11 protein-coding genes are annotated in these 14,357 nt (G+C 63.0%); 5 read left to right on the forward strand and 6 right to left on the reverse strand.

The features are described 5' to 3' along the window. Positions 1 to 94 precede the first annotated feature (94 nt). Both gltA and gltX read right to left on the reverse strand, forming a co-directional pair. Entirely contained in the window at positions 95 to 1,417 is a 1,323-nt protein-coding gene (gene gltA / locus FJ936_RS14790; RefSeq protein WP_015317794.1) for a citrate synthase, read from the reverse strand. 183 nt (positions 1,418 to 1,600) lie between these two features. Further along, a complete protein-coding gene (gene gltX, locus FJ936_RS14795; RefSeq protein ID WP_140664100.1) occupies positions 1,601 to 3,025 on the reverse strand; it encodes a glutamate--tRNA ligase in 1,425 nt (474 codons plus the stop codon). Between the two features lie 103 nt (positions 3,026 to 3,128). On the opposite strand from gltX, the gene FJ936_RS14800 reads away from it, so the two are divergent. Continuing rightward, complete coding sequence (locus FJ936_RS14800) at positions 3,129 to 5,582, forward strand: ComEC/Rec2 family competence protein (protein WP_140790135.1); 2,454 nt, start codon at positions 3,129 to 3,131, stop codon at positions 5,580 to 5,582. Here FJ936_RS14800 and lexA read toward each other — a convergent pair. Together lexA and FJ936_RS14810 are read right to left on the reverse strand one after the other, a co-directional pair. Continuing rightward, positions 5,576 to 6,319: a transcriptional repressor LexA gene (gene lexA / locus FJ936_RS14805; protein ID WP_015317797.1), complete on the reverse strand. Its 744-nt coding sequence runs from the start codon at positions 6,317 to 6,319 to the stop codon at positions 5,576 to 5,578. The two genes, FJ936_RS14800 and lexA, sit on opposite strands and share 7 nt — an antisense overlap. A gap of 410 nt (positions 6,320 to 6,729) precedes the next feature. Beyond that, positions 6,730 to 7,503 carry a GntR family transcriptional regulator gene (locus FJ936_RS14810; protein WP_140790133.1) on the reverse strand — a complete coding sequence of 258 codons (774 nt, stop codon included), beginning with the start codon at positions 7,501 to 7,503 and terminating at the stop codon, positions 6,730 to 6,732. A 150-nt stretch (positions 7,504 to 7,653) separates the two neighbouring features. Between FJ936_RS14810 and FJ936_RS14815 the strand changes: the two genes are divergently transcribed. Genes FJ936_RS14815 through kynU form a run of 4 tightly spaced genes read left to right on the forward strand, consistent with a single transcriptional unit; the run spans position 7,654 to position 11,703 of the window. Continuing rightward, positions 7,654 to 8,640 carry an ABC transporter substrate-binding protein gene (locus FJ936_RS14815; RefSeq protein ID WP_015317799.1) on the forward strand — a complete coding sequence of 329 codons (987 nt, stop codon included), beginning with the start codon at positions 7,654 to 7,656 and terminating at the stop codon, positions 8,638 to 8,640. A 58-nt stretch (positions 8,641 to 8,698) separates the two neighbouring features. Beyond that, positions 8,699 to 9,478, forward strand: coding sequence for an ABC transporter ATP-binding protein (locus FJ936_RS14820; protein ID WP_015317800.1), 780 nt, complete (start codon positions 8,699 to 8,701; stop codon positions 9,476 to 9,478). A gap of 5 nt (positions 9,479 to 9,483) precedes the next feature. Further along, the gene (locus FJ936_RS14825) at positions 9,484 to 10,407 is read left to right on the forward strand and encodes an ABC transporter permease (protein WP_140718009.1); all 924 of its coding nucleotides are present in this window, start codon (positions 9,484 to 9,486) and stop codon (positions 10,405 to 10,407) included. 48 nt (positions 10,408 to 10,455) lie between these two features. Further along, entirely contained in the window at positions 10,456 to 11,703 is a 1,248-nt protein-coding gene (kynU, locus tag FJ936_RS14830; protein ID WP_140790193.1) for a kynureninase, read from the forward strand. Between the two features lie 63 nt (positions 11,704 to 11,766). Here kynU and kynA read toward each other — a convergent pair whose 3' ends face one another. Continuing rightward, the gene (gene kynA / locus FJ936_RS14835; RefSeq protein ID WP_140790131.1) at positions 11,767 to 12,603 is read right to left on the reverse strand and encodes a tryptophan 2,3-dioxygenase; all 837 of its coding nucleotides are present in this window, start codon (positions 12,601 to 12,603) and stop codon (positions 11,767 to 11,769) included. Then, complete coding sequence (locus FJ936_RS14840) at positions 12,600 to 14,225, reverse strand: AMP-binding protein (protein ID WP_141906712.1); 1,626 nt, start codon at positions 14,223 to 14,225, stop codon at positions 12,600 to 12,602. The genes kynA and FJ936_RS14840 overlap by 4 nt, the downstream gene beginning before the upstream one ends. Positions 14,226 to 14,357 lie beyond the last annotated feature (132 nt).

A 14,357-nucleotide genomic window follows, 5' to 3' on the forward strand; every position in this document is an offset into this window, starting at 1 on the left:
TGAGTAGTGAGTAGTGAGTAGTGGTTAGTGAGTAGTGAATAGTGAGTTAGAAAACTCTCTAACCTGACTACTCACTACTCACTACTCACTCGTCTCAGCGCTTGGCGATCGGCACGTAGTCGCGCTCTGGCGCACCGGTATAGAGCTGGCGCGGACGGCCGATCTTCTGGCGTGGATCCTCGATCATTTCCTTCCACTGGGCGATCCAGCCGACCGTGCGGGCAACCGCGAACAGCACGGTGAACATGGTGGTGGGGAAGCCCAGCGCCTTCAGCGTGATGCCGGAATAGAAGTCGACGTTCGGGTAGAGTTTCTTCTCGATGAAATAGGGATCGGTCAGCGCGATCTTTTCCAGTTCCATCGCGATGTCGAGCAGCGGATCGTCCTTGATGCCGAGTTCGCCCAGAACCTCATGCGCCGTCTTCTGCATGATCTTGGCACGCGGATCGTAGTTCTTGTAGACGCGGTGGCCAAAGCCCATCAGGCGGAACGGATCGTTCTTGTCCTTGGCGCGGGCGATGAATTCCGGGATGTGATCGACATGCCCGATCTCGCCCAGCATGTTGAGCGCCGCTTCGTTGGCGCCGCCATGGGCCGGGCCCCACAGGCAAGCAATCCCGGCGGCGATGCAGGCGAACGGGTTGGCGCCCGAGGAACCGGCGAGGCGAACGGTCGAGGTCGAAGCGTTCTGCTCATGATCGGCATGCAGGATGAAGATACGCTCCATGGCGCGCGCCAGCACCGGGTTGATCTTGTACTCCTCGCACGGCACGGCAAAGCACATGTGCAGGAAGTTTGCCGCGAAACCGAGATCGTTCTTCGGATAAATAAAGGGCTGGCCGATGTGGTACTTGTAGGCCATGGCCGCGATCGTCGGCATTTTGGCGATCAGGCGCATGGAGGCAACCATGCGCTGGTACGGGTCGGAGATGTCGGTCGAGTCATGATAGAAGGCCGACAGCGCGCCAACCACGCCGCACATCACCGCCATCGGGTGCGCGTCGCGGCGGAAGCCGGTGAAAAAGCGCGACATCTGCTCGTGCACCATTGTGTGGCGCGTTACGCGGTAGTCGAAATCGTCCTTCTGCGCCTTGGTCGGCAATTCGCCGTAGAGCAGGAGGTAGCAGACTTCGAGGAAGTCGCCATGTTCGGCCAGCTGGTCGATCGGATAGCCCCGATGCAGGAGGATGCCGGCGTCGCCATCGATGAAGGTGATTTCCGACTCGCAGCTTGCCGTCGAGGTAAAGCCGGGGTCATAGGTGAAGGCGCCGGTGGTGCTGTAGAGCGAGGCGATGTCGATGACGTCAGGTCCGACCGAGCCGCTTCGCACCTTGAATTCGTGAGTCTTGCCGGCGAATTCCAGCGTTGCCGTGGCCTCTTGGCCGCCCACATCCAGTTTTTTCGCAGCTTCGGTCATTGCAAACTCCTTCTTGTTTCCTCATGCCGGCAAAGGCAAATTCCGCAGAGCGACACGTCGAAATCACCGCAATGCGCGTATTCGCCACCGCATTCTAGGAGGTGCGTGCCAGATTGGGCCAAGGCCTAATGTTGCACTGCGAAACCCGCCTTTCAATGCCAATCTTCTTGGGCCAGTTTGCTCCTAATCGATTTGATCCGCTACGCGCGCCAGGCTTTCCTCACGCCCCAGAACGGCAAGCACGTCGAATACGCCCGGTGACGTGCTCTTGCCGGTCAACGCAGCCCGCAACGGCTGGGCCACGGCGCCAAGCTTGTGCCCGCCAGCCAGCGCAAAGTCGCGGATCGCGGCCTCGGCCGTGGCCGCCGTCCAGTCGCCTGACAGCGACTTCAAAGCTTCGTGAGCGCCACGCAGGATCTTGCGCGCGTCGTCATTGAGCAGGAGTGCCGCCTTGTCGTCGATCGGCAGCGGCCGCGCGGCAAACAGGAAGGCGGCGCCGTCGACAAGCTCGACCAGCGTCTTGGCGCGCTCCTTCAGGCCCGGAAGTGCTGCCAGCAGCTGCGCCTTGTTCTTCTCGTTGAGCCGCGCCGCCATCGCCGGGCCGCCCTCCAGATAGGGCAAGGTGGCGATAAAGATATCGAACAGCTCGGTGTCGGCCATACGTCGCATATGCGCGCCGTTGATCGCTTCCAGCTTGGCGAAATCGAAGCGCGCCGCGCCCTTGTTGACGTCGCCAATGTCGAACCACGAGACCATGTCCTCGATCGACATGATCTCGTCGTCGCCATGGCTCCAGCCGAGCCGCGCAAGGTAATTGAGCAGCGCCTCCGGCAGATAGCCCATGGCGCGATAGGCTTCGACGCCGAGCGCGCCATGGCGCTTCGACAGCTTGGCGCCATCGGCGCCGTGGATCAGCGGGATATGCGACATCGACGGCACGTCCCAGCCCATGGCGTTGTAGATCACGGTCTGGCGGGCGGCGTTGGTCAGGTGATCGTCGCCACGGATGATGTGGGTGACGCCCATGTCGTGATCGTCGACGACGACGGCATGCATGTAGGTCGGGTTGCCGTCCGAACGCAGGATGATGAAGTCGTCGAGATCCTTGTTGGGGAAGCGCACGTCTCCCTGGACCCGGTCCTGCACCACCGTCTCGCCCTCGGTCGGTGCCTTGATGCGGATGGCGCCCTTGACGCCGGACGGCGCCTCCGAGGGGTCGCGGTCACGCCAATGGCCGTTATAGCGTGGCGGCAGGCCCTTGGCGCGTGCAGCCTCGCGCATTGCCTCCAGCTCGGCTGAAGTCTCGTAGCTGTAATAGGCCTTGCCCAGGCGCACCAGCTCCTCGGCCACCTCGCGATGGCGCGGCGCGCGCTCGAATTGGGAGACCGCGTCACCGTCCCACGAAAGGCCAAGCCAGGTCAGGCCATCGAGAATGGCCGATGTGGCCGCATCGGTCGAACGCTCGCGATCGGTGTCCTCGATGCGCAGCAGCATCGTGCCGCCGGTATGCTTTGCATAGAGCCAGTTGAAGAGCGCCGTGCGCGCGCCGCCGATGTGCAGATAGCCGGTCGGCGAGGGGGCAAAACGGGTGATGACCTTGTCGGGCATGGAACTCTCGGAAAACGTCTGAAGCTGGGTGCGGAGCGTGCGGACTTTCGCGCGTTGCGCGTTCATGTAGCATAGGGTGTCGAGGGCGCAAGGGGCAGACCCGATGACTGGACGAGGCCGGGGCTCGGATCGGGGCGAGGATGCCGCTATCGGCGTCAGCGAGCGATCCCTGTTTGCGGCGCTTGCGACGATCCCACTGCCATCTCCGCTCGTGGCTGCGCCCGAAACCAGGTCGCTGCAGGCAGGTGGGCAGGCGCCGGCGCCGGCTCCTGCCGCGGGCAGGATCGCGCGCGTGCGCCGGCAAGTCGGCCTGGTATCCTTGCCTCGCGTGCGCCATGGCGTGGCCCGGGCGACGGAGCTCGAACTCGACCGGGGCATCGCGTTCCTGCTGGTGCCGGTCTGTCTGGCCGTTGGGGCGATCGCCTATTTCTCGCTGGCATCCGAGCCCGACTTTGCAAAACCCGTCGCGGTCGTGGTGCTGATGGCGGTCTGTGCCTTCGTCTCGCGCTCCTGGTCGAAAACCCATCTGTGTTTCATGGCAGTGCTGTTGTGCGCGCTGGGCCTGCTCGCGGCGAAGGTCGAAACATGGCGAGCCGGAACCCGGATGCTGGGTTCGGAAATCTCCACCCAACTGACCGGCCGCGTGGTCTCGCTCGAAGAGATGGAGAGCGGCCGCATCCGGCTGACCATGGACGTGATTTCGACCGCCCGGCCAAAACTGCGCTATGCGCCGGAAAGGGTCCGGCTTTCCGCACGCAAGATACCGCAGGGAATGACCGCCGGCTCGCTCATCACAGGCTACGCCAAACTGTTGCCGCCGACCGGCCCGGTGCGGCCGGACAGCTACGACTTCTCTTTCGACAGCTATTTCGCCGGCATCGGCGGCAGCGGCTTCTTTCTCGGCAATCCAACGGTTGTTTCCGCCGACGACGGTGAGATGCCGCTATCGGCTCGCCTTTTTTCAGGCATCGAAAATGCCCGCGAAGCCATCGCCGACCACATCAGGGGCAGCGTCGGCGGCGCTGAAGGCGAGATCGCGGCGGCGCTGATCGTCGGCGTGCGCGCCGGCATACCCGATGAAATCAATGAAGCGATGCGGCGTACCGGCATCTATCACATCATCTCTATTTCGGGACTGCATATGGCGCTTGTGGCCGGCACCATCATGGGTCTGCTGCGTGGTGCCTTCGCGCTGTTTCCAGACTTTTCCGCGCGCCGGCCGGTGAAGAAATACGCGGCCGCCGCCGCACTGTTCTCGATCGCGGCCTATCTCATCATTTCCGGTGTCGTCGTTGCGGCCGAACGCAGCTTCATCATGCTGGCGGTGATGCTGATTGCCGTCTTCTTCGATCGCGCTGCGCTGACCATGCGCAATCTGGCGATCTCGGCGATCGCCGTGATCCTGGTCTCGCCTCACGAGGTCGTCGGCCCGAGCTTTCAGATGTCGTTCGCCGCGACCGCGGCCCTGGTTGGCGCTTATGCCGGCTGGGCCGATCACCGTGCGGGAAAGACGCGGCCACCGCCGCCAAAGCGATCCCTGGCGGGGTTCCTGACGCGAAAATTCCTGCTGGCGACAGGAGGATTGGCCATGACGTCCATTATCGCCGGCAGCGCCACGGCACTGTTTGCCATCTGGCATTTCCAGCGGGTATCGCCGCTCAGCCTGTTCGCCAATCTGGCCGTGATGCCGATCGTGTCGGTCGTGATGTTCCTGGCCGTCGCCAGCGCCCTGCTGATGCCATTCGGACTGGATTGGCCGGCTCTCTATCTCATGGGCAAGGGCCTGACAGCAATGATCGCCGTGTCGGCGTGGATATCGGAGCGCTCTCCGGTCGATGGAGTCGGGCTGATTTCGCAGCAATCCGTGCTGCTGGTCACCGTCGCGCTGGTTATCGCGACGATGGCGACGACATGGCTGCGGCTCGCGGCGCTGCCATTCGCGCTTGCCGGCCTGTTGACTGTGTCGCATACGCGCGCGCCCGATGTGCTGATCTCGGAAGATGCGCGGCTGGTCGCGCTGCCGATCGGCAATGGCGAACTGGCCGTCAACCGGGAACGTCCGAACGAATTCGCAACCGACAACTGGAAGCGCGCCCTGATCTCCGAAACAATCGTCAAACCGGAAATGTTCGACACGACAGACGGGCAATTCGATGTTGCCAGTCCCACCGACCTGCCGCTGGGATCGCCCTTCTACTGCCGCGAAGGCCTGTGCCTTGCCAGGCACCCTTCCGGCGCGATCATTGCCTATGTCGAGGACCGCAAGACCACCTGGAAAGCCTGCGCTTTCGCCGACCTGATCATCGTCAATGACGCAACCGCCTATGACGCCTGCCACAATCCACTGGTTCTCGTCGTCACCAAACGGCAGCTCGCCCGCAAGGGAAGCGCTGCCGTCTTCTTCAATCCCCAGTCGGCCACGACCCGGGCCGCGATCGCATTCGCCGTCGACGGACCATACCGGCCCTGGCACGAACAGCGAAAATTCTCACGCGAGGCGAGGGGGCTGCCGCCGTACAAAAAACCCGACAAGCCCGATAACAAGCCGGTTCAGTAGCGCCTGATCAATCCGACCAGCTTGCCTTGTACCTTGACCCTGTCCGGCCCGAAAATGCGCGTTTCGTAGGCTGGATTGGCGGCCTCGAGAGCGATCGAAGCGCCTTTGCGGCGGAACCGCTTCAGTGTCGCTTCCTCTTCGTCGACCAGTGCCACGATAATTTCGCCCGGGCTTGCCGTGTCGGCATTGCGGATAATGACCGTGTCTCCATCGAAGATACCAGCCTCGATCATCGAGTCGCCCTTGACCTCCAACGCATAGTGCTCGCCGCCCATGATCATGTCCGGCGGCACCGAGATCGAATGCGTCTGATGCTGGATGGCATCGATCGGCACACCGGCGGCGATACGGCCCATGACCGGGATGGACACGGCTGAAACCGCATCGTCGTCGTTGCCGGCCGCGGGCAGGCGCGAAGGCGCAGCGGCCGGCCTGATCTGGCGTCCGAGACTGCCTTGGCCAAGGCTGCCTTGGATGACGCTTGGCGAGAACTTCTTTGCCGCATTGAGGCCCGGCGCGATCGAGTCCGGCAGCCGCAGCACTTCCAGCGCGCGCGCCCGATTGGGTAGCCGGCGAATGAAGCCGCGCTCCTCCAGGGCCGTGATCAGGCGATGGATCCCCGACTTGGAGGCAAGATCGAGTGCTTCCTTCATCTCGTCGAAGGAAGGCGGTATCCCGCTTTCCTTGAGCCGTTCGTGGATGAACATCAGCAGTTCATGTTGCTTGCGTGTCAGCATGGCGGCCCCCAAGACATTGAACGAAAGGTTGAACCAGAATCGAAAAAACAAACCCAGAACAAACACTATCTGTTCCAGTTGTGTTCTGCAACCGTTTAAAGTTTAATGAATTTGTTAAGGGGTCTGAAGTTTTTTGCCCGCGACGGCGGGCAGCAACCAGTCCTTTCTGCCATCGGCAGGCGCATTGAAATCGTTTTGGTTAATGGCCTGTGGCCCATCCGCCGACGAGGCTTTGGCATCAGTTAGTTGGAAGGCTTCTCCTCGGAGGGACGTATAATTCGCGGAGCCATTATTCGCGGAACGAAACGAAACCAAAATGCCAACGATTGGTAGCTTCGGGCGGCCATGGATCCGGGCGTTCGGCGCACTCCGGCCAGCGCGTTCGAATAGGCGTCGCGGAAGCGCTGAAGTTATCCCGAACCCGCCTTCAAGCTGCCGGCGCGAGCGGCGTATCTGGTAGCGCCGCTGTCTTCGCTGTGGACATAGACGTGCAGTGTGTAGCCGATATGCGCCGTCATCAGCGCCTTGGCCCGCTCGATGTCACGGTCGAGCGCCGCTTCCATGATCGCGGTATGGTGTTCGATCGCAATCGCTTCGCGCAGCGCTTCGATTGCCTCTTCATAGCCATCCTTGAGGCCGGCCGCGGCCCGCAGTGTCGGCGCCAGACCAAGAAAGCGATGATGCCGGCGCAACTGATCCGAGATCGTCGAGCGGAACCGCAACAGCCAGTCGCATGTGGCGGCGCTCAGCAGCGCCGCATGGAAAGCCTCGTGGTTCTCGTCCCATCTGTCGACGGCCGCGTCCGAGGGATCGTCGACCGCCGTCTTGCAACGCGAGAGCCGGTAGTGGGCGGTGACCACGGCATCCTCCCACTCCCTACCGCCTTTTTCCATAGATTCGAGGAACAGGGGTATCTCGACCACCATCCTGGCGCGTGCCAGATCCTCCAGCTCGGCCCGCGACACCGGAGCCACGGCAAAACCACGATTGCTGATCGCGGTGACCAGGCGTTCGGCCTCGAGCCGCGACAGGGCTTCGCGCAACGGTGTCCAGCCGACGCCATAGGTGCCGCGCAGCGCACTCAGTTTGAGCGGGGCGCCGGGCATGAGGCGCGTGGTCAGGATGTCGCGCCGCAACAGCTGATAGGCGGCTTCCGTTTTTGTGGAACTCGTTTCATTCAGCATGGTGATCAATCCGTCGTCTGGCGAAAAGTATATATGATAGTGCGTCACAGCAACAATTATATATAATGTTTGACACAGACCAGCGGACTCACCATGATCGCCGTAGTAGCCGCGTTTCCAAGCGGCCCTGATCAAATCTGGGAGGAAATGATGTTGAAGTCGAAATCCGCTTGGTTGTCGGGCTTGGCCCTGGCAGGCGCATTGATGGTCAGTGCCGGCAGTGCCGCGGCCGATCAGATCCGTATCGGCATTGCCAATTTCGGCGAGCATCCGCAATTGAACGCCGCCATAGCCGGCTTCAAGAAGGCGCTGACGGATAATGGCTTCGTCGAGGGTAAGGACGTCGTCTACACGGAGAGCCACACCAATTTCGATGCATCGCTGGTGCCGCAGATGATCGCCAAGCTGCAGGCCGAGCAGCCCAAGCTGATCTACACCATCACCACGCCGGTATCGCAGATCGCCAAGAAAGCGCTTGCCGGTTCCGGCATTCCGATCGTTTTTGCCGCGGTCACCGATCCGGTGGCGGCCAAGCTGGTGCCGTCATGGGACGCCGGAGACGAAGGCATGACCGGCGCCAGCGATCTGCAGGACGTCGCCGCGGTGATGGCCTTCACCAAGAAGCTGCTGCCGAACGCCAAGCGCTTCGGCGTGCCTTATAATCCCGGTGAGGCCAATGACGTTGCCTTGGTCGAAAAGATCAAGGCGGCGGCACCGGCCGCCGGTTTCGAGGTGGTGGAGGTCGGCATCGACAACGTCAATGACATCCAGCAACGCATCGCTTCGCTCGCCGGCAAGGCCGACGTGATCTACGGCCCGGCCTCGAACCTGATCCAGCCGGCGATCGCCGCTGTCTCCGCGGCCGCGCGCCAGGCCGGTATCCCGGTCGTCAACTCCGATGACAGTGCGGTCCGTAACGGCACCGTGCCGGCGAGCTTCGCGGTCAATTACACGCAGGTCGGCGTCAACGCCGGCAACATCGCCGCCGAGATCCTCAAGGGCAAGGATCCTAAGACGATCGCGCCGTCGCGCCCGGCCTACAAGGACCACATGGCAACGATCTCGCGCAAGGCGATGGCCGCGTTCGGCATCGAGATACCGGCTTCAATGGCCGATTGCGGCTGCATCGTCGACTAACATCGGAACTGCTGGGGTGACGGCGTCGGCGCCGTCATCCCGAGGTCAGGGAGAAACGATGCTCGAGATTCGATCCGCGCGCAAAGTGTTCTACAAGGGCCAGGCCGACGAGAAGGTCGCGCTGGACGGTCTCAGCCTGTCCTTGGCCACCGGAGAGTTCGGCATCGTCATCGGCTCCAACGGGGCCGGCAAGAGCAGCATGCTCAACGCCATTTCCGGCGCCCTGATCCTCGATTCCGGCCAGATCCTGATCAACGGCGCCGACGTGACTGCAATGCCGGTGCACAAGCGCGCCGCGAAACTGGCGCGCGTGTTCCAGGACCCGATGCGCGGCACCGCCGCCAGCATGACGGTTGCGGAAAACATGCTGCTGGCCGATTTGCGCAGCCAAAAGCGCACCTTGCGCCCGGGGCTGAACACCACCCGGCTTGCATCCTACAGGGAACGCCTGTCGATCCTGGGTCTCGGTCTGGAAAATCGTCTCGACACGCGTGTCGACCTGCTCTCCGGCGGGCAGCGGCAATCCTTGTCGCTGATCATGGCGGTCGGCGGATCGCCGGACTTGCTGCTGCTCGACGAGCACACCGCGGCCCTCGACCCGCGCACGGCCGAAATCGTCATGCAAGCGACCGTGCGCGCCGTCAACGCGCTGAAACTGACGACTTTGATGGTGACCCACAACATGCAACACGCCGTCGATTATGGCAGCCGGGTGATCATGCTCGATGCGGGCCGGGTGCTCCTGGAAGTCGCCGGGCAGGAGAAGGCGAGGGTCACGGTTATCGATCTGATCGGCCATTTCTCCGTCAAGACCGATCGCATGTTGCTGGCGAGCTGATCATCATGGGTTTTGTTGGGAACGTTCTCACCAGCTTCGTCGCGATCATGCCGGTCACCCTGGCGCAAAGCCTGATCCTGGCCTTTGTCGTGCTCGGGATCATGATCCCGTTTCGCATGCTGAATTTTCCCGATCTCACCAGCGAAGGCGCTTTTCCGCTGGGCGGCTGCGTCTGCGGCGTTCTCCTTGCCGCCGGCGCATCGCCGCTGATGGGCGTTGCTGCCGCCCTTGTCGCTGGCTTCGCGGCGGGGTGCTGCACCGCCTTCATCCATCTGCGCTTCCGCATCCACACGCTGCTTGCGGGCATCCTGATGATGACGATGCTCTACAGCATCAACCTTCGCATTATGGGCAAGTCCAACCTGTCCGTCTTCGGTTCGCCCTCGGTGTTCGACTGGGTGCCGTTCGCGCGGCCGGGTTTCCCCGCCAGCAAGATCGTCGTCGCGGGTCTCCTCGCGCTTGCCGCCTTCATGCTGCTCTACATGTTCTTCAGGACCGAGAAGGGGACTGCCGTGCGCGCCGTGGGCGCCAATCCTGACATGGCCGAGGCGCAAGGCATCAATGTCTGGGCCGCGACCATAGGCGGTGTCGGGCTGGCCAGCGCTTTTTCGGCGTCAAGCGGTGCGCTGATGGTGCAGTCGCAAGGCTTCGCCGACGTCAATATGGGCCTGGGAATTCTCATCAACGGCCTTGCCGCGCTGATGATCGGCGAAGCCGTCGTCGGCAAGCAGACGGTGTGGCGGCAATTGCTGGCGCCCTTCGCCGGCGCGATCATCTACTACCAGCTGGTGTCGTTCTGCCTTGCGGCCGGCATGCCGCCGCCTGACCTGAAGCTTGCCACGGGCCTGTTCGTGCTGGCCATGCTTGCCTTGCCCAGCCTCAAGCGCAGCCGGGGGTCCGCACCGGTTCGCGAAGCGATTCGTGAGTAACCCGGCGTGAATGACCAAGGCGTGAATAACCAGGGAATGTCACAAATGATGCCTACGACGCTCGATCTCGCAGCCGTCGAAGCCATGGATGCGGCGGACCCGCTGCGTGCCATGCGCGACCGGTTCATCTTGCCGGAAGGCGTGATCTATCTCGACGGCAATTCACTCGGCGCCGCGGCACCCGCCGTCTTCGACGAGCTGCGGAAAGCCGCGACCCAGGAGTGGGCGCAGGATCTGATCCGTGCCTGGAACACCGCCGGCTGGTTCGACATGCCGGTCGCGCTCGGCGACCAACTGGGGCGGCTGATAGGCGCGGCGACCGGCCAGACGGTGGTCTGCGATACGACCTCGATCAACATCTACAAGGTGCTGCATGCCGCACTCGGCATGCGGCCGGACCGCTCGGTCATCGTCGCCGAGGGCGACAGCTTTCCAACCGATCTCTACATGGCCGAAGGCGTGGCCTCGACGCGCCCCGGCACGGTGTTGCGGCTTGAAGGCGTTGATGCGCCGACCATTGAGGAGCTGATCGACGAACGCGTTGCGGTCATCCTGGTCAACCACGTCAACTACAAGTCCGGCCAGCTGCGCGACATGGCGGCACTGACATGCAAGGCCCATCAGGTCGGAGCGCTGATCGTCTGGGATCTCTGCCACACCGCCGGCGCGCTGCCTGTCGAGCTCGACAGCGCCAATGCCGATTTCGCCATCGGCTGCACCTACAAATATCTCAATGGCGGCCCGGGCGCGCCGGCCTTCATCTACGCCGCCGAGCGTCATCACGATAAAGTCCAGCAGCCGCTCAGCGGTTGGTGGGGCCATGCGCGGCCCTTCGCCTTCGAGCAGGGTTATGCGGCCGGCAGCGGTATCCGCCGGTTCCTGTGCGGCACGCAGCCGGTGTTATCGATGCGGGCGCTGAAGGGGGCGCTGGATATCTGGGACGATGTCGACATGGCGACGGTGCGCAAGAAGAGCATCGCGCTCACCGACCTGTTCATCCAGCTCGTCGAGACCAGATGCGGCGCCTACGGCCTGGAGCTGGAAAGCCCGCGCGACGGCAATCAGCGTGGCAGCCAGGTGTCCTTCCTCCATCCCAACGGTTACCAGGTGATGCGGGCCTTGATCGAGCGCGGTGTGATTGGCGATTTCCGTGCGCCGTCGACGATCCGCTTCGGCTTCACCCCGCTCTATGTCGGCTACGCCGATGTATGGCAGGCGGTCGAAGTCCTGGAAGATATCCTGCGCACTGGCGCCTGGCAGGATGCACGCTTCGCGGTCAAGACGGCAGTGACCTGAAGCCGGCGCGAAGTCGGGAAAAGTGTGACACGGTTTCCCACAGGAATTGCGTCAGACGAGAGTTCAGAGCCGGGTGCGAACCGTCCACAGTTCCGGAAACAGGACGACTTCGAGCATCTTCTTGAGATAGGAGGCGCCCGACGTGCCGCCGGTGCCGCGCTTCAGGCCGATGATGCGCTCGACGGTGGTGACGTGGTTGAAGCGCCAGCGGCGGAAATAGTCCTCGAAGTCGACCAGCTTCTCGGCCAGTTCATAAAACATCCAGTAGCGCTGTGGATCGCGGTACACCGTCTGCCAGGCGACCAGGACTTCTTCGTTCTCGGTCCGCGTCTCGCGCCAATCCGTGCGCTTTGCGTCCGCCCCGATGTCGAAGCCATTGCGGGCCAGAAGCAGCAGCGCTTCATCGTAGAGCGACGGCTCGGCCAGGATCGCCTCCAGCTTCTGGCTGAGGTCCGGCCGATGCTTGTGCGGCCCGAGCATGGCGAGGTTGCGGTTACCGGCCATGAACTCGATGGCGCGATACTGCCAGGACTGGAAACCCGAGGACTGGCCGAGCGCGTCGCGGAACTCGGTGTATTCGCTGGGCGTCATCGTGCGCAGCACGTCCCAGGCATTGTTCAACTGCTCGAAAATGCGGGCGACACGCGACAGCATCTTAAAGCTCGGTTCGAGGCGGTCGGCACGGATCGAGCGGATCGCCGCGCCAATCTCGTGCAAAGCGAGTTTCATCCACAATTCCGATGTCTGGTGCTGGATGATGAACAGCATTTCGTCATGCGCCGAGGACAGCGGTCTCTGGGCCTCCAGCACTTTCTCCAGGTGCAGATAGTCGCTGTAGGACATGCGCTCCTTGAACGACATCTCTGCGCCTTCAGAGGCCGGATCGTAAGGCTCACTCAATTGATCTTCTCCGTGCGCAGCCGGAAGCGCTGGATCTTGCCGGTCTGGGTCTTCGGCAGAGCGGCGATGAATTTGACCGATCGGGGGTATTTGTAGGGCGCGATGGCTGCCTTGACGTGGTCCTGCAGGCGCTTGACGGTCATTGCGTCTGGAAGGACACCTTGCACCAGTACGACATGCGCCTCGACGATCTGGCCGCGCTCGCCATCCTCGGCACCGATGACCGCGCATTCGGCGACATCGGGATGCGACAGCAGCGCCGCCTCGACCTCGGGTCCGGCGATGTTGTAGCCGGCGCTGACGATCATGTCGTCGGAACGCGCGGCGAAGTGGAAGAAGCCGTCCTCATCCTGCGTGAAGGTATCGCCGGTGAGATTCCAGCCGTCGCGCACATAATCCTTCTGCCTGTCATCGGCCATGTAGCGGCAGCCGGTCGGCCCGCGCACCGCCAGCCGTCCGGTCTCGCCACGCGGCACCTCGCGCATCTCCTCGTCGACGATGCGCGCCTCGTAACCGCCCACCGGCTTGCCCGTCGAAGCGGGCTTCCTGTCGTCAAAGCGGTTGGAGATGAAGATGTGCAGCATTTCGGTGGCGCCGATGCCGTCAAGGATAGGCTTGCCGGTCTTTCGCGTCCACTCTTCAAAGACCGGGGCCGGCAAGGTCTCGCCGGCCGAGACGGCAACGCGCAATGATGAAAGATCGGCGCCTTCGTCCATGGCCTTCAGCATGGCCCGGTAGGCGGTCGGCGCGGTGAAGGAAATGGTCGCTTTGTAGGTCTCGATGATGTGGACCATGTTGGGTGGCGTCGCCTGTTCCAGAAGCGTTGCCGCCGCGCCGAAGCGCAGGGGGAAGATGGCAAGCCCGCCAAGGCCGAAAGTGAAGGCGAGCGGCGGCGAGCCGACGAAGATGTCGTCGGGCGTCACCTGCAGGACTTCACGGGCGTAGGCATCGGCGATGATCAGCAGGTCGCGGTGGAAATGCATCGTCGCCTTCGGCACGCCGGTCGTGCCCGAAGTGAAGCCGAGCAGGGCGACATCGTCGCGGCCGGTGCTGACGGCGGTGAAGGTAACCGGCTTGTCGAGGGCGGCGCGGTCGAGCTCGGCGTCATGGTTGGCGGTGCCGTCGAAGCCGATCACCTGCTTCAGGAACGCGCTGTCCTTGGCGCAGGCGGTCATCTCGTCCATCAGCCTGGTGTCGCAGAGCGCGGTCGTGATCTCGGCCTTGTCGACGATCTTGGTGAGTTCACCGGCGCGCAACATCGGCATGGTGTTGACGACGACAGCACCGACCTTGGTGGCGGCCAGCCAGCAGGCGACCATTGCCGGGTTGTTGGCGGAGCGGATCAGCACCCGGTTGCCCGGCTCGACGCCGTAGTTCTCGACCAGCGCATGGGCGAGCCGGTTCGTCCAGTCGGACAGTTCCTTGTAGGTGCGGCGGCGGCCATTGCCGATCAGCGCGGTGTGGTCACCAAGGCCCTTCTCGACGAGCCTGTCGGTCAATTCGACACCGGCATTGAGGTGTTCTGGATAGTCGAAGCCGTCGAGCAGGAAGTCGGGCCATTGCTCGGGCGGCGGCAGATGATCGCGGGTGAACGTGTCGGTATGCGCTGAAGGCCCAAGCATGTCGCCGCTGTCCCTGTCTGCCGCCTGGCAGTGTGCGTGGCACCTGGCCGGCGGCGGTGGATCTGAATTCCTGTCTCTCGCGGAAGGCTTCGTGCGGCCGGCTACACCCTTGTCGACATGTCACCGGAAAGG

Source organism: Mesorhizobium sp. B2-4-13 (genome assembly GCF_006658535.1).
GTDB lineage: Bacteria > Pseudomonadota > Alphaproteobacteria > Rhizobiales > Rhizobiaceae > Mesorhizobium > Mesorhizobium australicum.

Bases quoted from the DNA above. Each gene is read 5' to 3' on its own strand.
- gltA (WP_015317794.1), bottom strand. From the start codon at position 1,417: ATGACCGAAGCTGCGAAAAAACTGGATGTGGGCGGCCAAGAGGCCACG.
- gltX (WP_140664100.1), bottom strand. From the start codon at position 3,025: ATGCCCGACAAGGTCATCACCCGTTTTGCCCCCTCGCCGACCGGCTAT.
- FJ936_RS14800 (WP_140790135.1), top strand. From the start codon at position 3,129: ATGACTGGACGAGGCCGGGGCTCGGATCGGGGCGAGGATGCCGCTATC.
- lexA (WP_015317797.1), bottom strand. From the start codon at position 6,319: ATGCTGACACGCAAGCAACATGAACTGCTGATGTTCATCCACGAACGG.
- FJ936_RS14810 (WP_140790133.1), bottom strand. From the start codon at position 7,503: ATGCTGAATGAAACGAGTTCCACAAAAACGGAAGCCGCCTATCAGCTG.
- FJ936_RS14815 (WP_015317799.1), top strand. From the start codon at position 7,654: ATGTTGAAGTCGAAATCCGCTTGGTTGTCGGGCTTGGCCCTGGCAGGC.
- FJ936_RS14820 (WP_015317800.1), top strand. From the start codon at position 8,699: ATGCTCGAGATTCGATCCGCGCGCAAAGTGTTCTACAAGGGCCAGGCC.
- FJ936_RS14825 (WP_140718009.1), top strand. From the start codon at position 9,484: ATGGGTTTTGTTGGGAACGTTCTCACCAGCTTCGTCGCGATCATGCCG.
- kynU (WP_140790193.1), top strand. From the start codon at position 10,456: ATGCCTACGACGCTCGATCTCGCAGCCGTCGAAGCCATGGATGCGGCG.
- FJ936_RS14840 (WP_141906712.1), bottom strand. From the start codon at position 14,225: ATGCTTGGGCCTTCAGCGCATACCGACACGTTCACCCGCGATCATCTG.